Genomic DNA, 19727 nt, shown 5'->3' on the forward strand with positions numbered 1-19727 from the left:
CGGTGCCACGGCGATGGTTTCCGCGAACAGACCGAGGACGTGCGTGCGCGACAGTGCGGACGACGCCCTGTCATCCTATCAGTTGCCTTCGTTGTGGTTCAGGGGCGTGCGGGAACGCGTCCCTCCCAAATACGCTACAGGACGGAGCGCAAATAGCATCCGGTATGGCTGCGCGGCCAGGTGATCGCCTCTTCGGGTGTCCCCTGCCCGACCACTTCGCCGCCGCCTTCGCCGCCTTCCGGTCCCAGATCAATGATCCAATCGGCCATCTTGATAACGTCCAGGTTGTGCTCGATCACGAGCAGGGTGTTTCCGGCAGCGCGTAATTTGAACAAAACTTCCAGTAATTTAGCGACGTCGTGGAAGTGCAGTCCGGTGGTCGGCTCGTCCAGAATGTAAAGGGTGCGCCCGGTTTGTTTACGGCTCAGCTCGGCGGCCAGCTTGACGCGTTGCGCTTCGCCGCCGCTGAGGGTGGTGCCCGATTGGCCGAGGCGCAGGTAACCCAAACCCACTTCGGCCAGCGTCAGGCACGGCTCGTGAATCTGCGGCACGGCCCGGAAAAAATTCACCGCTTCATCCACGGTGAGATTAAGCACGTCGGCAATGTTCAATCCTTTGTAGGCGATCTCCAGCGTCTCGCGATTGTAGCGTTTGCCGTTGCAGCTTTCGCACGTCACATAAACCGGCGGCAGGAAGTTCATCTCGATCTTGATCAGGCCGTCGCCCTGACATTTCTCGCAGCGACCGCCTTTCACGTTGAAACTGAAGCGGCCGGAGGCATAGCCCCGCACTTTGGCGGCGGGCAGCCGCGCGAACAGATCGCGAATGGCGTTGAACATCCCCGTGTAGGTGGCCGGATTGCTGCGCGGCGTGCGACCGATGGGCGTTTGATCAATCACCACGATCTTTTCCAACCCTTCGTAGTTGCGGATTTCCTGATGCGCGCCCGGGCGCTCTTTCGAGCCGTAAAATTTCCGCATCAGGGCGCGGCGCAGCGTGTCATCCACCAGGGTGCTTTTTCCAGAACCGCTCACGCCCGTCACGCAGGTGAACAATCCGATGGGAATGCGCACGTTGATGTCTTTCAAATTATTTTCGCTCGCGCCCAAAATTTCAATCGCGCCGCGCTCGGGCGAAAATTTCTTGCGTTGTTGGGGCACGGGAATGTTCAACTCACCGGTGAGATAACGACCGGTCAACGAGCGGCGGGCGCGCTTGATTTCCTCGAGCGATCCCGCCGCCACAATCTCGCCACCATGCACCCCGGCGCCCGGACCGAGATCCAGAATGTAATCCGCCGCGGCAATTGTGTCCGCATCGTGCTCCACCACCATGACGGAATTGCCCAGGTCGCGCAGTCCTTTCAAGGTGGCGAGCAGGCGATCATTATCGCGCTGGTGCAGGCCGATGCTGGGTTCGTCCAGAATGTACAGCACCCCGACGAGACCGGCGCCGATTTGCGTGGCCAGCCGGATGCGCTGCGCTTCGCCACCGGAGAGCGAACCGCTCTCGCGATCCAGCGTGAGGTAACCCAAACCGACGTTTTGCAAGAATCCCAGCCGCGCGCGAATCTCCTTCACCACCTCCCCCGCAATCCGTCGCTGGAAATCCGTCAGGGTTAGCCGCGCGAAAAACGCGTCCGCCTTGGTAACGGATAACCGACAAACGTCCATGATGGAAAGGCCGGGAATTTTTGGCGGCGCTGCTTTCGCGGAGGCGACCGATTTCGTGCCGGCGGGAGGCGCTGAATGAGACGGCTCGGCCGCCGCTCCATCGCCCAGGGTCACGGCGAGAATTTCCGGGCGCAACCGTTTGCCCTGACAAGCATCACAAAACTGTGGGCTCATGAACGCCTTCAACCGCTTGCGCGTAAATTCACTTTCGCTTTCGGTGTAGAGCCGTTCGAGGTTGGGCAGCACGCCTTCGAACGGTCGCTGGATCATGCTCGACTTGCCCGCGCGCCAGAAGTGAAAGGTGATTTCCACCGCACCCGAGCCGTGCATCAGAACGTGTTTGAACTCATCCGGCAAATTTTTATACGGCGCTTCCAAGCTCACGCCATAATGCGCCGCCACGGCTTTGAGCATGGACTTGTAATAGACGATCATGCGTTTGCCGCCGCGGCGCCACGGCAGGATTGCGCCCTGCTCCAACGACTTGTCCGCATCCGGCACAACCAGACCCGTGTCGAAAACCATCTTCTGCCCCAACCCGTGACAAACCGAACAAGCTCCCGTCGGCGAGTTGAAGGAAAAATGTTTCGGCCCCGGTTTCTCATAGCTCCGCCCCGTCCGCGGCGAATACAAACGATTCGAGTGCAGCGTTTCGATCCAGTCACCCGGACGAGCGGACGCGGGGCGCGCCTCCATGGTGGGTCGCGCCTTCGGCTCTCGCGTTTCGATCTGATGCAGCGTCACCATCACGCCATTGCCCCAGCGCAGAGCGGTTTCCACCGAGTCTTGCAGGCGCACGCGCACCTTGTCATCCACCACCAACCGATCCACCACCGCCTCGATTGTGTGATGGTGTTTGGCGTCCAATTTGATGCGCGCTTGCGGATTGGTCAGCTCCACCAGTTCGCCATCCACCCGCGCCCGGACAAATCCCTCGCGTTGCAGGCGCTCAATCACGTCGCGGAATTCCCCCTTTTGATGCTGCACCACTGGCGCGAGCAACATGACCCGCGTCTTCTCGGGCAAAGTTAAAATCCGATCCACAATATCGCTGGTGGTTTGCGCCACGATCGGATCGCCGGTATCCGGGCAATGCGCCTGGCCCACATGGGCGTACAGCAGACGTAAATAATCGTAAATCTCGGTGGTCGTCGCGACGGTGGAACGTGGATTCATTCCGCTCGAGCGCTGTTCGATGGCGATGGCGGGCGACAAACCTTCGATGTAATCCACCTCGGGTTTCTGCATCTGATCGAGGAATTGGCGCGCGTAAGCGGAAAGACTTTCCACGTATTTGCGCTGGCCCTCGGCGTAAAGCGTATCGAAAGCCAGCGATGACTTGCCACTGCCGCTCAATCCGGTGATCACCACCAATTTATCGCGCGGAATCTCCAGTGTCAGATTCTTGAGATTATGCTCCCGCGCGCCGCCGATGCGGATGAATTCTTTACTCATAAGCCCAGATTTCCTGCCTTATCCAATCGGCAAGCCTAGGCCAGAATGGAAACCGAAGAAAGCAATTAACCGGGCGGTTTGGCAAAGAATTGACTCAAGTGAAAAGACCCTGGCCGGTTTCACGACGGTTCTCGCGACTTGCGCAAACCAATCCCATCAGCAACCATCGGCCAACCTGAATACCCGATGCTGTGATTTTATGCAAAACCAAGACCAACCGAATTTGACCCGGCGCAAGTTTCTCCAATCCTCCGCCACTGCCGCGGCCGCCACGACGCTGGCGGGATTGGATGTCGCCCGCTTTGCCCATGCGGCGGGTAGCGATACCCTCAAAGTCGGCCTGATTGGTTGTGGTGGTCGCAACAGCGGCGCCGGCTTTCAAGCGTTGCGCGCCGATCCCGGTGCCCGGTTGGTGGCGATGGGAGATATTTTCCTGGATCGAATCCATCACGCGCGACAGGCCATTACCACCGAACTGAGTAAAGACGGCAAAGCGGATCAGGTGCAGGTGCGAGACGATCATTGTTTCACTGGATTCGATAGCTACCAACACGTCATCGCCGCTGCGGATGTGGTGTTGATCGCCAATGCGGCGAAATTTCATCCGTTGCACGCCCGGGCCGCCATCGCCGCCGGCAAGCACGTTTTCGTCGAGAAACCGCACGGCATTGATCCGTATGGCATCAAGCAATTGCAGCAAGCGTGCGATCACGCGCGGGAGAAGCAACTCTGCCTCGTCTCCGGTTTGCAGAGTCGTTATCACGCGGGTTACGCGGAAACCGTGCAACGCATTCACGACGGCGCGATTGGCGAGGTGATTGCCATCGAGGAGAATTTTCTGCGTGCGCCCTACGGCATCACCGAACGCCCTCCGGAGCTGACCGAACTCGAATGGCAATGCCGCACGCAATACCACTTCGCCTGGCTCTCGGGCGACGACGTCCCGCAATCGCTCGTTCACAATCTCGACCGCGCGCGCTGGGTGTTGCGCGAACAAGTCCCCCTCCAATGCCACGGCTTGGGCGGGCGCTCGTCCATGACCGAAGGCAAGTACGGCAACGTCTTTGACCACCACTCGGTGATTTACGAGTTGGAAAGCGGAGTGCGCATCTATGCGTTCTGCCGCACCACCACCGGTTGCTACGATGAATCATCAAGTATTGTGCTTGGCTCGAAAGGTAAAGCGTCGCTGACGAACTGCCGGATCTGGGGCGAAAAAAACTGGCGCTGGCAGGGCCAGTGCGATCCGTATCAGGTGGAGCACGATCGCCTCTTTGCCGCCATCCGTTCCGGGCAACCCATCAACAACGGCGATTACATGGTGCGCAGCACCTTGACCACCATCATGGGACAGATTTCCTGCTACACGGGCAAACAAGTAACTTGGGAGGAAATCAACGCGTCGGATTTTGCTTACGCGCCCAAACCGGAGGAGTGCCGCGACGGCATGGCGCCACCCGTGCAACCCGGCCCGGACGGTTCGTATCCGGTTTATATCCCCGGACAAACACAACTGCTTTGAGGCGACATGAGCCTGCGCTTCCCGCTGATTCGATTGATTTTGTTTCTCGTCGTGATGACGGCGATTGCAAATCCTGCCGCGGACCAAGCGCGCGTCCTGATTGTCACCGGCGTGGATTATCCAGGTCATCACTGGCGCGAAACCAGCCCCGCGTTGAAACAGATTTTGGCGACCGATCAACGCCTCGACGTGCGCATCGTGGAAGACCCGCACTACCTGGATTCAGCGGCGCTCACGAACTACGCCGTCGTGCTGTTGAATTTTCAGAATTGGGAAGTGCCCGGCCCCGGTGTGGCCGCGCGCGAGAATCTGCGGCGTTATGTGGAACGCGGTGGCGGATTAATGAGCGTTCACTTCAGTTGCGGGGCGTGGCATGGCGAGTGGCCCGAATTTCAAAATATCTTGGGCCGCGTCTGGCACGGTGCCGGTCCGGACAAACCGCAGCACGATCCGCGCGGCCGCTTCACCGTCCGCCTGGTGGATGCGGATCATTCCATCACCCGCGGATTGAACGATTTTGAAACGGACGATGAGCTTTACACTTGCCTGACCGGCACCACGCCGATCCACGTGCTGGCTGAAGCAAAATCGAAAGTGGACGGTAAAAACCATCCGATGGCCTTGGTCCATGAATACGGTCAGGGCCGCGTCTTTGTGACGACGCTCGGCCACGACGTGAAAGCTCTCACCAATTCGATTGTGCCTCAACTCCTCCGTCGCAGTTGTGCTTGGGCCGCCCGACTTCCGGAATAAGATGCGCCGACGTCAAGCCGCCAACGCCGGGTAATCGGTGTAGCCTTTCGGACCGGAAGCGAAGAACGTGGACGGATCAGGCGGATTGAGCGGCGCGTTCCTGGCAAAGCGCGACGGCAAATCGGGATTGGCGATGAACAACCGACCGAACGCCACCGCATCCGCCTCGTCCTGTCGCAAAATCTGTTCTCCCGTGGCGCGCGTGAATCCGTCGTTGGCCACATAAAATCCGCCGAACTGCTGTTTCAGTTGAGCGCTGAGCCGACTTGATCCCGGCGTTTCCCGCACGCAAAGGAAGCCCAGATGACGCCGACCCAATTCGCGCGCCACGTAACCAAATGTGGCGGCCGGATTGGAATCGCGCATGTCGTGTTCCGGCGCGTGCGGCGCCAGGTGCATGCCCACCCGATCCGCACCCCAAACCGAAATCACCGCGTCCGCCACTTCGAGCATCAGTCGCGCGCGATTCTCAACTGGCCCACCATAATCATCCGTACGGTGGTTCGAACTGTCTTGCAGAAATTGATCCAGCAGATAGCCATTCGCACCGTGAATTTCCACGCCATCGAATCCGGCCTCGAGCGCGTTCGCTGCGCCCTGGCGATAGGCGGCGACGATGCCCGGCAGTTCACTTCGTTCCAATGCTCGTGGAGTGACGAACGGACGATGCGGCCGGAGTAAACTCACATGCCCTTGCGGCGCGATGGCACTGGGTGCGACCGGCAGCGCCCCGTTCAAGTAGAAGGGATCGGACACACGACCGACATGCCAGAGTTGCAAAAACATTTTGCTGCCCGCCTCATGCACGGCCCGCACGATTTCCTTCCAACCCGTCACCTGCTCCGGCGACCAAATGCCCGGCGTATCGGGATAGCCCACGCCCATCGGAGTGATGGAAGTGGCCTCGCTGATGATGAGTCCGGCGGCAGCACGTTGCGTGTAATACTCGCGCATCAAACGGCCCGGCACACGGCCTGATTCGGCGCGACAACGCGTGAGCGGCGACATGAAAATACGATTGGACAACTTCAAACCACCCAAGGAAACCGGTTCGAGCAATTTCAACTTCTCGTTCATGCACGCTCAGATTAGCGGGACTTCACACGAATGAAAAGTGACAGCCGCAGGTCCACCAGGTCGGCGGTCAGACGGTTGGTCTGCACCGGGCTTGATACGCTTCCGTCTCCCGCCAGGCAACAATGATTAAAGCTCACCCAATTTGGCCCGGTAGCGTCCGCGACCCGCCGCGACCCGCCATCCGATCCGTTGACGCAAATCGTCTTCATGTTACGATTTCGATTGATGAATTCTTGGCTGCCCAACGCGCTCGCGCTGATCAGTTGCCTTGCCAGCATGGCTTGGGCGGACCACATGGACGATGCGCGTTGGGATTTTCGCTTTGGCCGCCCGGCTTTGGATGAAGGCGCGTTCACGGTGGTGTGGCACGATGGTGAACTGTATGTCGGCGGAAATTTCCAGAGTGCGGGCGCGAACTTTGCCCCCGGCGTAGCGCGTTGGGACGGGAACAACTGGTGGCCAGTAGGTGAAGGATTGTCTGGCACCAACGTCACGGGCTTGGTGGTCACGTCTTTAGTCGCCGGGGAGAATCAACTTTATGCCGGTGGAAATTTCGTGCGCTCGGGCGATGCCTGGCTGCCCGGTTTGGCCCGTTGGAACGGCACCAATTGGAGCGCCTTGCCCGGCATTGCGGCGGCGCGAGTGAACCAACTTCTGATTCACAACGACGATTTGTTTGTCGCGGGCAATCTTCAGTTGGCTGGCGACACCAACTATTACGGCGTCGCCCGTTGGAATGGAAACACCTGGGAAACGTACGGCAGTCGGATTGGCAGGCCGGACATAATTGGGTGCTTGGCGGTGCGCGACGAGATGGTGTTTATTTCCGGCGGCTTCAATACCATTGCCGACACGCCGATTTCGTATAATGCGTATTGGAATGGCACCACTTGGCAACTTTTACCTGGAGTGACCAATCGAACTTTTCGCGCCCTCGCCATTCACGACGGAGAACTCTACGGAAGTGGTTCGTTCACCCGCATCGGCGACGTAGCCGCCAATAATTTGGCGCGTTGGGATGGTGAAAATTGGTGGCCAGTAGGCGACGGGTTTGATCAAGCGCCAGACCATCTGCTCTCGACGTCCAGTGGTTTATATGCCGTTGGCAGTTTGAAGCAGAGTGGAGACACCACGGTAAATAATGTTGCGCGTTGGAACGGATCATCCTGGCAACCCATTGGCCTGGATGTCTGGAGCGGGAATCAAGGGCCAGCTCACATGTGCGTCGCGGAGTCGGGTCAACTGTTTGCGGCAGGCTATTTCTTTTCGGTGCATGGACAACGGGCCGGGCACGTCGCCGAGTGGAACGGAACGCAATGGCGCCCGGTCGTGGTCTCGAACAGTCTCGCGCTGACGGATGGTTTTCTGAACATTTTCTCGATGGCGGCGGACGAACAGGCGCTGTTCGTTGGCGGAGTTTATTCCGAACCGACCGGGGCGAGCGGTCGCGCCGTCTGGCAATTAAAATCCAATGTCTGGACGAAATTAGGCGACGACTTTACGAACGTTGGCGGATCTCCCGTCATTTGGAGTCTGGTCGTGCAAAACGGACAATTATTTGCGGCTGGTGGGTTTACCAACGCGGGCGGTGCCACGGTGCATAACCTGGCTCGCTGGGGTGGCAGCCAATGGCAAGCCGTGGGCGACATTACCAACCGCGCCATCGGCGCCATGACCAGCGACGGAACGAACCTCTTCATCGGTGAATCGCTTGCCGATTTCCAAGTCAACGGTCCGACGGTGAAACGGTGGGATGGCCATCAATGGAGCACATTGGCGGATCAGGTGGACAACGGAATCACGGCACTCACCTGGGCGGAAGGTGGTCTTTACGCAGGTGGCGGCTTCACTCATATCGGTACGTTGACGGCGAATCGCATTGCCGTTTGGAAAAATGGTCAATGGGAAACCTTGGGTAGTGGAATGGATGGCGCGACTGGCGTTACGGTTCAGGCCATTGTTGTGGATGGAACCAATGTCTTTGCGGGTGGACGTTTCTCCACGGCGGGTGGAGTGGCGGTCAACAATCTGGCGCGTTGGGATGGGACGCAATGGCATCCGGTCGGCACTCCGCCGCACGATGGCGTGCTGGCCTCCGCCACGGCAATCATGACCATGACGATGCGCGAAGGACAACTTTACGTGGGCGGGTTTTTCACCAGCGCCGGCGGGCAAAATATTCCGGCACTGGCCCGATTTGATGGAACGAACTGGACACGACTGGGTTCCGGACTGCGCCACTGGAATATTGGCATTGCGCCACGAGTACGGACGTCAGTGTGGCAGGGTGATGCCTTGTGGGTGGGTGGAATGTTCCCAGCGGCGGGCAACAAAGCCGCTGCCAGCATTGCGCGCTGGGTGGCGCATCCGACCCTGCGGTTATCGGCTCCGGAATCCATTGGAAACGAGTCATGGCGAATCCGCGCGAGCGGCGTGACTGGTTTGCGCTTTGTTGTGGAAAGCTCAACGGATCTTCAAGCATGGACGGAACGCGTACGCGGCCAGGGCGACGCCGACACTTGGGAATTTCAAGATACGGACTCCAATGGCCAGCGTTTTTATCGCGCCATCCTACGCCCTTGAACTGCTTGGACGCAGTCGCAGCAACCCGGCACTTTGCCAGCAAAGAAAATGGCGCCGGCCATTCATGGACCGGCGCCGAGGTAATGACTTCCGCAAAAGTCGCCGTCGGGACGTTCTCTTATTGCTTCAGGCGGAAGAATCGCGATCCGGGTTCGTGCGGCAGAAGCACGACCCATTCGCTATCTTCAATCACCGGTTGGGCCGCGACCGGCTGCCATCCGCCCGGCAACTCCGCCGTGGTTTCCAGGGTGTAACCGGTGTCGGCGGCATCCCAGGCCAGCCGGACGATCTGATCCGGCAGCAACGCGATGTGCAATCGCGCCGAAGGACGAACCGTGCCAAGGACCAATCGCACGTTATCGAGCAGCAAGGTGGCGTCAAACGCCGGATCGGTGACGTTCTCAAAGCGCAACTCGCCTTCCGCTCCCCAAGGAGTGAACGTGAGATATTTGGTGTCGTAGGGGGTCGCCCCGCCGACCTCGGCCACGGGAGCCACGTCGGTCTCGAGCAGAACTTCACCGGCAAAGGACACGCGGAGATCCGGAAAATGCGTCCCGATTCTTCGCGCGTTCAAAGCGAAAATCAAGGTGTGCGGCTCGCCGGGGGTCAGACCGGTCACGTACTGACTCACGTAACTGCCGCCGTTTTGCATGAAGAGAACCAGGTCTTGATCCTGCGCCATCCCGTTGTTGGCAAACGGACCTTCGCCGTCAAGGTTCACGCCGTATCCGGTTTGTTCCGAACTCCAACCCGCAATCAATTTGGGCGCAATGTAACCCGCGCCCGCCGGAGTGCCGCTGGCTTCGAAACTGGGATTCTCCAAGACAATATCGTCCACACTCCGCGCCACAATGCTGACCGCGTCCAGCAACAGGCTGGCGTCACCGGAAACTGGCGCCGCTGAAAATTCCAGATTGCCGGTGGCGGCGGTGGGCGTGAAGACGAGGTTGGTGAAATAGTATTGAAACAGCCCCCAGTCTCTGACGGGTTGAACCGCCGGAATACTGACCAGCGTTTCGCCGCCAAAGCGCACGGTAAGATCCAGCACCGGAGGTTCGCCTCCGCCCTCGGGGGTGTAGTCCCGGACGTTGTAGCGAAATTGCAGCCAATAAGTCTGCCCCGGCGTCAAGCCGTAGATCGTCTGCGACATCGTCCCCGCCCCTTGAATGAAGGCCACCAATTCGCGGTCGGGAATCAGCCCATTGCTGCCATCGCCGGCAAACGGCATCCCGAGACTGTTGCGGCCGCCATTGCCGATTCGATTCCAGGCCAGAATGTCACCATAACCAACGCCGGTGGGAGCGGGGCCGCTCTCGAAGCTCGGGTTTCTCACAAACGACTCGGTCACGGCGACGCGAACGGCGTTGGCCGCTTCCAAGCCGTCACCGTCCGCAACTTCAACCTGCGTCGTCCCGCGCTTCACGCCGGTGACGGTCAAGGTTTTGGTGATTTGAGTTGCCGGTCCCGCGCCGACGGTTTCAAAATGCAGAACAACGTCGCCGTCAGCATCCGCGCCGGTAATAACGGCCACTTCGGGATCGGAGGTCAAAACCACATCCCGATCGCGATCCACCAGCGCCTCGCTCGGGAGGCTGACCTCCAGGTTGAAGGTTTCACCGGGCGAAAGCAGTGCGTCGGTGGGCAACAGCGTGATGGGTGGAAGCGGCACCACCGCCTGACCGCGCACGCGGATGTTATCCAGCAAAACTGTGTCAGCCGTCGCCTTGGTTTGGGTGAAGGACAGAACAACTTGCTCGGCCGTGGCGGTATAGGTGATGGTAGCCATGTGGTACGGCATGCCGTAGCCCACCGCCGCCACGTCGGCATCGAGCAGGACGCTCGCATCGGCCTGAACCCGAAGGTGCGGAGCTTCCCCGGATCGGGCATTGTAGGCAAAAGTGACTTCGTAAGATTGTCCCGCCACCAATCCGGAAATGGTTTGCGTCAGCGAACCCTCGCCCTGAATGAACGCCACCAATTCCTGATCCGGAGCGTCACCATTATCAGCATAAACGCCGTAGGCCGTATCCACTCCGAAGTCGCCCGTGCCACTCCAACCCGCCAGATTGGTGAGCGGACCGGGGGCCGGCAGATAGCCGCTGGCTTCAAAGCTCGGGTTAACGACAATCAAATCATCTTCGCCACGAGCGACAATGGTGACCGCATCCAACACTGCCGACTGATCGCCGTACGGCACCACACTAAAAGTGAGCACGCCGTCGCTGGATTCCGGGATGAACGCAAGGCTGCGGAACCGGAATGGATTGGGATCGCCCACCGGCTGCACGTTGTTAATCGTGGCCAGCAGCGTGCCGCCAAAGGAAACCTTCAAGTCCAGCGGACCGGGTAGGCGACAATTGTAGAAGAACTGAATCCAATACGATTCACCCGGCGTCAGGCCGGAAATAGACTGCGACAAACTACCGCTGCCCTGGATGAAGGCGACGCGGTCACGATCGGGCGTTGCCCCATTGTCGTGAAACGGACCACCGGCATCCACGCTGCGGTCATTGACGCCACTACCGCCGCTCCACTGATCAATCCCGCTGTAATGCGGCCAGGTGTCGTTGAAGTTGCTTTCAAAACTTGGGTTTTGCACAAAAGCGATTTGCGCGTTGAGCGAGACTCCGATCAGGGCGGCAAGCAGCAGTGAAACCACTACGCGGGCCGGCGTTGTTCTGGTTGATTTCATGATGATCTGGTTTTGAGCTTTTTGGTTATGGTTAATGAGTGGCCACCGGAACTTCGACGGCGGAGGCCACGCGCGTTGCGCCCTTTGCTTTTAGTGGCCGTGATGGCGAACGCATGATGCGCCAGCCTATGGCGCCACCGCCGGCGTGGCGAGTCTGAAAAACGCCGTTTCCGGATTATCATTCGTCCAACGGAACCAAGCGCCTTGCAAGCTGGGCGGCGTCTGGACGCGTTCCCAGGCAGCGTTTGCGCCCAGCGTAGTGGCACGCTCCAAAAAGTACTCACTGGCACGGCTGGGCCATTGCAACACGGTGGCGTCCGGCGGGTCCCGTTGAATCTGCAACCAGGCCGTGGCGGGCACCTTGACCTCGACTTCGGCCGTGGGCGGCACTTGTAAAATGAGCCAGCCTTGCGACGGCGAATACGCATGGGGCGCAGAAAGAGAAACGGACTGCCCATTGATCCGCACCTGTGGAGTTTGGCGAATTCCATTGAGCAACAACCAATGCGGCGACGTTGACCAACCTTGCACCGTAAAGCGAAAACCATCCGAGCGCTCCTCCAAATTGGTCAATTGCCCGGCCGCATTGACGCGCACGCCAAAGCGGCGCAACGCGAGGTAATCGTAAAACGGGCGCGAGCCGAAGTACTGCCAGCTTTGCGAAAGCGCGGTAGCGGGATTGATGGCGGGAGCGTTACGAGATTGAGAGTGCAACGCAAAGCTGTCCGGTAATAATCCCTGTCGCGCCGGTTCATTGGCGCGATAGATCTGCTGCACGGCGGATGCCGCGATGGAATCCGCCAGGGCGGTCCATGGTCCGGACGAGTCGTAACGAGCCAGCCGGTACAACGCATTGCCATAGACCAGACCGCACCATTGCACGGGTAATCCAATCCACAACGGCGCCACCCAACTGGTCGCGCCCAGCACCGCAATGCTCGCGCCCACTCCAACCGCTCCCGACGTGGGGGCTTCGAGATAGATGAATGGAACGCCGGTCCACGCCCAGTAACGCGCCCGTTCGAGCAGCGCGGCATCGCCGGTAAGTTCGTAGCCCAACGTGTAAGCCCGCACGAGATAAGCGGCCGCCAGAATATCGGGCGTGTGCAGGGGAATTTCCCAGGTTTGCGCACCGCGCGGCACCGTTTGATCGAACTTCGATAACGCGCGCAGATGTTTCAGGCTGTTGGTCAACAAATCGCGATCCCCGGTGAACAGCGCCGCTTCCAACAGCCGCGCCAATGCGGTCCCCACCAAGCCGTTGGCTTCCGACGACCAATGCGTCTCGCCGTAGTCCGGTCCGTCGGACGGCGCTTGATAAAGAATCACTCCGTCACCCTGAAACTGTTGCAACCGTTGCTGCCCCTGAGTGCGCACGGCGTTTAGGTTGTCCGCAACCGCTCCGTACACCAGCGCCGCCGTGGGATGCCAAACGTGTCCAATGCCGGACAGCGCGTAATAATTGGGCGTCACGGCGGCTTTCGCCGTCACTGCCGCGGCGCGAAGCTCATTGGATAAAGTGTGGTCTTGGACGCCGCCCGCCAACCAATCCATCCACACCGCCGCCTCGGCGGAAGCGACGGGGGTGAAATTCGGAGTGTCCGCGTGGCGAAACAAGCTGCCTTCGCGAATGGATGAATTGAGCCAGCCGTTGGCTTCCAACTGATTGAAACTGGTCTCGTTCAGGTCCGGGGTGGGCGGCGTGATCGCGCCGTGCAATTCCACGTATTTTTGAATGGCGGGCACCACACTTTCACCCGCGCCCCCCAGTAATTTGGCGCGCAGTACCAAAGGTTCATTCGCGGCCAGCCACCGGCCACCATACGGGAGCAGATTCCCTTCATCGCGATTCAGTCCATCGGAGCCGGGACAAATGAGACCCAGCAAATGACCACCGGATTGGAACTGGCGATCCGGCGAATCAAAGGCGGGCGCGAAAGCGGGATCGGTTTCCCAGGTTACCCCGAGATAACGTCCCTGCGCCTGCAAAGCCATGAGCGGAAACGTGAGTTTGACGGCGTCCGGAACCAAACGGCGCGCGCCATAACCACGCACATCCGCTTCCGAACTGCTGGGTTCATTCTCCAGGTATTCCACGCCGCTCAACAACGCCTGATTTTTGTTCGTGCCGAACGTGTCCGTTCCCGCCAACAAACAGAGCGCGGGCAGAAAGATCACTTCGCGATTGGTGTTCACCGTGACTGAAGTTTCGACTTCAATAACCCCGCCGGTGGACGCACGAAATGCCTGGGAAAAATTCCATTGTCCGCCGTCGGGATCCGTCAACGTGGTTTCGGCAACCAAACGGTCATTGACCATTTGCACCGTCGCGCTCGCGCTGGCGCTGTCCAACGCCACCCAGCGCGCCTGCTGATTATCGAGATAGCCCAACAACGCATTGGGATAACCCGCTGCGAACGATTGGCCTTCCACTTCCACTTGAAACATTCCCGGCCCACCGGGCGCATGGCGGACCCGCAATCCCGCCGAAGTCACGGCGAGGGCGGATTCGTCGGGTTGCGGATGGAGCGGCGTCGGCCAGGTCGGTGGAGTGATTTCCGTGCGCGGTTCAAACCACAGCCGTTCCACCAGGCAATTCCCGCTGTCGCCCGGCGGATCAAAGCGCAAACGGTAGCCAGAGCCGAGCGCCGGACAGCGCGCTTTAACCTCCGTCCAAACTCCCGCCGGCACGTCGAATCGCACCGAGTCTTCCTCCGTCGGTCCTGTTTTGTAATAAAACACCTGCGCCATTCCGGCGGTGTCCGATTTAAGCCGCAAGTGCATCCAGAGCGGAGTGGCGGCGGGATAATTCCGCGCCGGGCCGCGTACGTAGGGATCGCCACCGCCGATCTCGATATTCAACCCTTCCGACGTTGGCGTTAAAGCAGCGATGGCGTGCCAGGCTTCCCAAGCCGTCACATCGGGCCGGGTGCGAAAATCAAAATCGGGCAACGCGCTGCGTTCCTCGAAACGCACGGCCGCAAACGTGGCGCTGCCGCTTTGCCCGGGCGGATCAATCCGCAGACGATAATTTGCGCCCAGCGGCGGCACGGCGAGACGCACTTGCACCCAAACACCCGGCGGCACTACGGCATACACGGAATTGGCTTCGGAGGCGCTACCGTTGGCGGGAAAGTAGAACACTTGTAAAACGCCGCCGACTTCCGAGTGCAACCAGACGCGCAGCCACAACGGTTGTCCGTCGGGATAATCGCGCGGGGGGCCGATAAAATAGGGATCCGCGCCGTTGATGTCCGCGCGCAGTCCTTCCGGCGTGGTCACCAGCGCGCTGAGATCGTGCTGCGCGGTCCAACCCTGCCCGCCGGTCGGCGTCGTGAAATCAAACTCCGGCAACGCGGCGGATAACCGGCACGCGAAGGCCAATACAATAATCGTTCCGAACAGTTTGATCCGATTCATTCCTTGAAATTCATGACGATCCCGTTCGTGGTGCGCAATGTGATGGTTTCCACATGACCATCGAAGAAAGCCATGTTGGCCCCGCCACTCGGATGACGTTTTCCGTGACGCCACCCGAGATCGTAAGTGCCATCGGACGCGCGTCCGAGCCAGATTACCGCGGGATGATTCAACTCATACGAAACATCCGTCGCCCCGAGCGTTTGCGCGGGTTTACGAATCGAAGCCAGCGTCACCGTTTTCGGGCTGGTGACCTCGGGCGGGAAACTGACCAGCGTGTATTGATTCATCGCGTAACTGATGCGCCAGGGATTGCCCGGCATACCCGCTTGATACTCGCGGAAAGTGCGCCAGTGATTTTCCCGCAACCGCGCCGGGCACGGATAGATGCTCCGGGCAAAATCACTGTTGGTGGTGCGGGTGCCGGCCGAGAACTTGGCCGCGGTCAGATAGGACTGGAGCAGATAATGAAAATTATTCACGTTGGCGTCGTCTCCCCCGGCGTTGTACCACCACGCATACGGCAAATGGTCGGCGTTATCCGCGGCATACATCGTGAAGGATAACCCAAGCTGCTTGACGTTGCTCCGACATTGCGTGGTCGAGGCGCGTTCCTTGGCCTGGCTCAATGCGGGCAACAGCATCGCGGCCAATATGGCAATGATGGCGATTACCACCAACAGCTCGATCAAGGTGAAAGCGAAACCGCGGCGGGTGGATGGATTCAATTCAACTGGCATATTGGCGCTCCATGAAAATGAGTCATTAACGCGCAGCCGTCAATGTGCGTACTGTCTCTCCCCGCGCACCGAAAGCGGGGGGGCAAGCCCATCAGAAAAATCGGTGTAAAATCACTTGAAATCATAAACGCGCACATAATCCACTTCGAAGTAATCCGGAAGCTGGGCTGATTTAATGTCGCCCGCCCATGTGCCGATTTCATTGGTGAGTTTGAGAAACTCGGGCACTTGCGAGACGCCTCCCGCGTCGCTGCGCCAGACTTCCTTGCCATCCACGTAAAAGACGTATTCCGTCGGCAACCACAACAGTCCATACGTGTGAAAACCCGTCGTGGTTTCCGGCAGGGAAAATTTGTGTCCGGCGGATTTGTGATCCTTGCCGTAACCGTCCCAGTGAAGATTGCAGGTCAGCCGGCCATCGCGCCACGGCATTTCCACGATGTCAATCTCCGTGCCGTCCCGTCCACCATCGCCCACCTGCCCCACGCCGTCGCACATCATCCAGAAAGCCGACCAATGCCCCGGCTGCCGGGGCATTTTGCAGCGGGCTTCAAAATAACCGAAAGCGTGCTCGAACTTGCCGCGCGTGTTGACCGCGCCGCAGGTGTAACGGTCGCCATCACGCCGGGTGCGCAACAGCAAGCTCCCCTGCCCGTTCACATAAGCGTCGTCCTGAACCCAGAAGCCATCGCGACGTTTCCAGTCTCCGAGCCGATTCCACTTCGTCGCGTCGAGTTGCCCGCCCTCAAATTCATCATGCCAGATCAGCTTCCATTCCTTGCCGGCGGGCGCGGGTGGCAGAAACGCCTGATTCTTTTGAGTCAAACTGGAACAGCCCGAAGTCAAAACGACGGCGAGCAAGGTGATGTAAAGGCGGAATTTCATAAGCGCTGCCTCAGCGTAGGCCGAGGCTCGCTGGCGATGCAAGCTTTACGGCCCGTGACCGATAAAATCCGTCCGCGGAGTGGCTGGTGAGCGCGGTTCAATCGTCCGCATGAAGCGCGCGCAGTTCGAACGGATGCAAATCCAGCAGCACTTTGCCCGTATGGGCCGCGAGCGTTCGTCCGCCGACCAATTCCGTCAACTCACCCGTTTTCGCCAGTTGAAGTGCAACGGATTTTTTAGCGACCCAACCCGTGTTGACGATGGCGTAATACGTGCCGTGCTTCGGTGTGCGAATGGCGCGCACCACCACTTCCGCGTCGGCACTGGCTTGCGGCAAGCGTTCGCTGGCCAGTGCGGGCAAGGCGAGAAAGTTTGCATTGAATTCACGCACGTATTGCGGAAACCCGCGCCCGAAATTACTGCCAATAAGATAACCCAACAGGGTTGGGTCACCGTTCGCCACCGCCAGCGCCTCGGCCATCATGCACGCCGGCCCCGCGTATTCCACGTCGGCGACGAAATACCCCAGCTTCGGTTGGTCATTGCGATCAGACATCATGTCTTCGTTGAGCGTGTAGTGACGAACCGCGGCCAGACCGGACGGACCGCGGAACGCAGCGAACGTCGGCGGCGCGGCCACCGTGTAAAGCCGGTTGAACCCGTGCGTGAGCAACACGCCCGGCGTCTCGCGATAGCGTTGTGGATCGGCCGGAGGTCGGGAGTGCGGCCATTCCCAGTTGCCCCAATTCAACGGCGCGGACAGCAGCGCTTCCAGATACAACTGCTCGTTCACCACGCGTTCGATGGTGAGCGGCACGATCGGACGGTCCTCGCGCTGGTGTTCGGGGGCGGCGAGAATCGTTTTCCACCCCGCCACGTCATCCGTAACGAGACGGTTTTCCCAGGTCGAAAAGCGCGGTCCGGGTTCGCTCGCCTCCGTGGTGTAAAGCACGAGCGCTTCGGGCAAACCGTGCTGGCGCAAATAATCGCGGAGGCCCATGAGAAATTCGCGGCGCTTGCCGAACCACCAGGCTTCGTAACGCTGCAGCAACGCCGGGTCTGCGATCAAGTCGGCGCGCGACACCGCCTGATTTCCATTGGCTTCGCGGGCGAACCGTTCGCGCGTGGCGTCGCCGAAACCCATCGGCAATTGTCCGCGCGGTCGCAACCACGCCCCCACAAAGCGCGCCCGGTCTTCGAGTCGCACCACCGTCAGTTCGAGCATTTTCTGAAAGTCCGCCAGCGTGTCCGGATCGGTGAGATCGGCGTTCGCATTCTCCGCCCAGGTGATGTGCGTGTAGGCGTCATCGCGAGTGAGCGGTTTCGCGCGCCGTTGATTGCCCAGGCCGCGGTTGCCGCGACTGCCCGCGTATTCGTAATAAGGCAGGATGTCAAAACCGCGTTCACCCATGAGCGCGACAATTTGCGCCCAGAGGTCCTTCGTGCTGCCGTTGAAATGCACCCAATCGTTTCCGCCATACGGCGTCGGATCCCAATGCTGACAAGCGCCAAATTCCAGCAGGTCTTTGGTGTAAGTGTTCAATCCGAGGAAGCGCATCTGGTTCGCCTTGAACCGATACCAATCCAGTCGGTCGTTCACGCCGCGCTCGATTTCCTTGGCGCCTTCCATCACGCCATCCGACATTTCCTCACGCCAGAAGACGTGGCGACGAGGCAACGCCGCTGGCGGCCAAGGCAACGGTTGCGCCAGTGCCGTTTCATTTTCCACTTCGTAAAGGCGCAGGCGCGAAACCGCCGCGCCGCGCGAGGTGGGATCATTCGCCCGGGAAAACTGCGCGATCACGACATCAAAACCATCATCGGCGGTGAGTCGGCGTTCCCCCGCACCGCGCAGAAACGCGAGATCGGGAAAGCGATCGTGCAGATTAAAATAGAGCGACCAGTTCTCGTAACGCCCCGAGAGCGGGAGGCGCAACGACTCGGGATTGTTGTTGACGTATTTGGGATGGAGCGCATCGCCAATGGTCGTGCCGGTATGAAAACCGCGCGAGGTTTCGTTGCCGCCGTTCATCACGATCACGCTGCGCGGTTGATCCTCGGGATACTCAACCGACAACACGTAAGCCGCGCCGGGCTTGAGTCGTTTCCATTTGCCGATGCGGAACGCCAGATAGCTCGCTTCATCAGCGGCGGGTTGAAGCACGCGACACGGCTGACCGAGAATGGTTTCAACGCGGCTCGCCCGGGCCGGGCTTTCGCGGAATTGGTGATCGGGTTCAGTCGCGGCGCAATCCACTTCATCCACCAATCGCACCCGACCGAACGGTGGCAGCTCGAGCCACGGTCGCCGGGCCAGTTCGGCTTCGGCTTGTTGTAAAGCGGCTTCGCGTTCGGCGTGTTCGCGAGCCGCCGCCGCTTTACGTTCGAGCCAGGCGCGATGCGCCTCGGGCGTAAATTCATAAAGGGCGATCTCGGCGAAATTTGCGCCCGAAGACTTCAGCTCGAGCTTCAAGTAACGCGTTGTAACTTCGAGCGGAATCCGAATCCAGTGCCGGTACGCATCACAATCGTAGTTCGTAACCACTTGCCAGTGGCCCGGCTCGCCGGCGGCGATGTCGAACTCGCCTTCGTTGTGCGTATCAAAGACCCAAAGCGCGGAGAGATTACGCGCCTGGCCAAGATCAATTGTGGCGCTGAAAGGAAACTGCCGCCAATGCTGCGAAGCCACACTCCATCCGTTCGTGGCGGCAAGTTGCGGCGGATCACCGACGCGCGCCTGTTCATCCACCAAACCGGAAAAGTCCGCCAACGGCGAACTGCTGCGGACCATCTCGGGTTGCAATGTCACCCGTTGTTCCTGAGCCGTCACCGCGCCGGCCCACCACGACATCAGCAATCCGAAAGCGGCAATGATTCGGGAAGTTACAAACATGGTTTCAACTTTATGGCATCAGCCTGTCGCAAGT

General features: G+C 59.6%; 11 protein-coding genes. 3 read left to right on the top strand and 8 right to left on the bottom strand.

Annotated features, from left to right (window positions below; all coding sequences use genetic code 11):
- Positions 1 to 134: 134 nt before the first annotated feature.
- Positions 135 to 3128 carry an excinuclease ABC subunit UvrA gene (gene uvrA / locus M9920_15815; protein MCO5053745.1) on the bottom strand — a complete coding sequence of 998 codons (2994 nt, stop codon included), beginning with the start codon at positions 3126 to 3128 and terminating at the stop codon, positions 135 to 137.
- A 199-nt stretch (positions 3129 to 3327) separates the two neighbouring features.
- Here uvrA and M9920_15820 point away from each other — a divergent pair, with 199 nt between their 5' ends.
- Together M9920_15820 and M9920_15825 are read left to right on the top strand one after the other, a co-directional pair.
- Positions 3328 to 4650, top strand: a complete 1323-nt coding sequence (locus M9920_15820; protein ID MCO5053746.1) for a Gfo/Idh/MocA family oxidoreductase — start codon at positions 3328 to 3330, stop codon at positions 4648 to 4650.
- Between the two features lie 6 nt (positions 4651 to 4656).
- Positions 4657 to 5403 carry a ThuA domain-containing protein gene (locus tag M9920_15825; GenBank protein MCO5053747.1) on the top strand — a complete coding sequence of 249 codons (747 nt, stop codon included), beginning with the start codon at positions 4657 to 4659 and terminating at the stop codon, positions 5401 to 5403.
- Positions 5404 to 5415: 12 nt separating this feature from the next.
- On the opposite strand, the gene M9920_15830 is transcribed toward M9920_15825, so the two are convergent.
- Both M9920_15830 and M9920_15835 read right to left on the bottom strand, forming a co-directional pair.
- The gene (locus M9920_15830) at positions 5416 to 6480 is read right to left on the bottom strand and encodes an alkene reductase (protein ID MCO5053748.1); all 1065 of its coding nucleotides are present in this window, start codon (positions 6478 to 6480) and stop codon (positions 5416 to 5418) included.
- Between the two features lie 11 nt (positions 6481 to 6491).
- Positions 6492 to 6689 carry a hypothetical protein gene (locus M9920_15835; protein MCO5053749.1) on the bottom strand — a complete coding sequence of 66 codons (198 nt, stop codon included), beginning with the start codon at positions 6687 to 6689 and terminating at the stop codon, positions 6492 to 6494.
- Between M9920_15835 and M9920_15840 the strand changes: the two genes are divergently transcribed.
- Positions 6688 to 9063 carry a hypothetical protein gene (locus tag M9920_15840; protein ID MCO5053750.1) on the top strand — a complete coding sequence of 792 codons (2376 nt, stop codon included), beginning with the start codon at positions 6688 to 6690 and terminating at the stop codon, positions 9061 to 9063. The two genes, M9920_15835 and M9920_15840, sit on opposite strands and share 2 nt — an antisense overlap.
- A gap of 118 nt (positions 9064 to 9181) precedes the next feature.
- On the opposite strand, the gene M9920_15845 is transcribed toward M9920_15840, so the two are convergent.
- The 5 genes from M9920_15845 to M9920_15865 all read right to left on the bottom strand — a co-directional run bounded on the left by M9920_15845 (position 9182) and on the right by M9920_15865 (position 19693).
- Positions 9182 to 11755, bottom strand: coding sequence for a hypothetical protein (locus tag M9920_15845; GenBank protein MCO5053751.1), 2574 nt, complete (start codon positions 11753 to 11755; stop codon positions 9182 to 9184).
- Between the two features lie 126 nt (positions 11756 to 11881).
- Entirely contained in the window at positions 11882 to 15175 is a 3294-nt protein-coding gene (locus M9920_15850) for a hypothetical protein (protein MCO5053752.1), read from the bottom strand.
- On the bottom strand, positions 15172 to 15915 hold the full coding sequence (locus M9920_15855; protein MCO5053753.1) for a prepilin-type N-terminal cleavage/methylation domain-containing protein: 744 nt from the start codon (positions 15913 to 15915) through the stop codon (positions 15172 to 15174). The genes M9920_15850 and M9920_15855 overlap by 4 nt, the downstream gene beginning before the upstream one ends.
- A gap of 111 nt (positions 15916 to 16026) precedes the next feature.
- Positions 16027 to 16800, bottom strand: coding sequence for a glycoside hydrolase family 16 protein (locus M9920_15860; protein ID MCO5053754.1), 774 nt, complete (start codon positions 16798 to 16800; stop codon positions 16027 to 16029).
- A gap of 97 nt (positions 16801 to 16897) precedes the next feature.
- Positions 16898 to 19693, bottom strand: a complete 2796-nt coding sequence (locus M9920_15865) for a hypothetical protein (protein ID MCO5053755.1) — start codon at positions 19691 to 19693, stop codon at positions 16898 to 16900.
- Positions 19694 to 19727: the final 34 nt, after the last annotated feature.

It is taken from the genome of Verrucomicrobiia bacterium (genome assembly GCA_023953615.1).
In the GTDB taxonomy this organism is placed as follows: Bacteria; Verrucomicrobiota; Verrucomicrobiia; order Limisphaerales; family JADLHS01; genus JADLHS01.

Coding starts and splice junctions, on each gene's coding strand:
- M9920_15830 (MCO5053748.1), bottom strand. CDS start 6,480: ATGAACGAGAAGTTGAAATTGCTCGAACCGGTTTCCTTGGGTGGTTTG.
- M9920_15840 (MCO5053750.1), top strand. CDS start 6,688: ATGTTACGATTTCGATTGATGAATTCTTGGCTGCCCAACGCGCTCGCG.
- M9920_15850 (MCO5053752.1), bottom strand. CDS start 15,175: ATGAATCGGATCAAACTGTTCGGAACGATTATTGTATTGGCCTTCGCG.
- M9920_15825 (MCO5053747.1), top strand. CDS start 4,657: ATGAGCCTGCGCTTCCCGCTGATTCGATTGATTTTGTTTCTCGTCGTG.
- M9920_15845 (MCO5053751.1), bottom strand. CDS start 11,755: ATGAAATCAACCAGAACAACGCCGGCCCGCGTAGTGGTTTCACTGCTG.
- M9920_15860 (MCO5053754.1), bottom strand. CDS start 16,800: ATGAAATTCCGCCTTTACATCACCTTGCTCGCCGTCGTTTTGACTTCG.
- M9920_15820 (MCO5053746.1), top strand. CDS start 3,328: ATGCAAAACCAAGACCAACCGAATTTGACCCGGCGCAAGTTTCTCCAA.
- uvrA (MCO5053745.1), bottom strand. CDS start 3,128: ATGAGTAAAGAATTCATCCGCATCGGCGGCGCGCGGGAGCATAATCTC.
- M9920_15865 (MCO5053755.1), bottom strand. CDS start 19,693: ATGTTTGTAACTTCCCGAATCATTGCCGCTTTCGGATTGCTGATGTCG.
- M9920_15855 (MCO5053753.1), bottom strand. CDS start 15,915: ATGCCAGTTGAATTGAATCCATCCACCCGCCGCGGTTTCGCTTTCACC.
- M9920_15835 (MCO5053749.1), bottom strand. CDS start 6,689: ATGAAGACGATTTGCGTCAACGGATCGGATGGCGGGTCGCGGCGGGTC.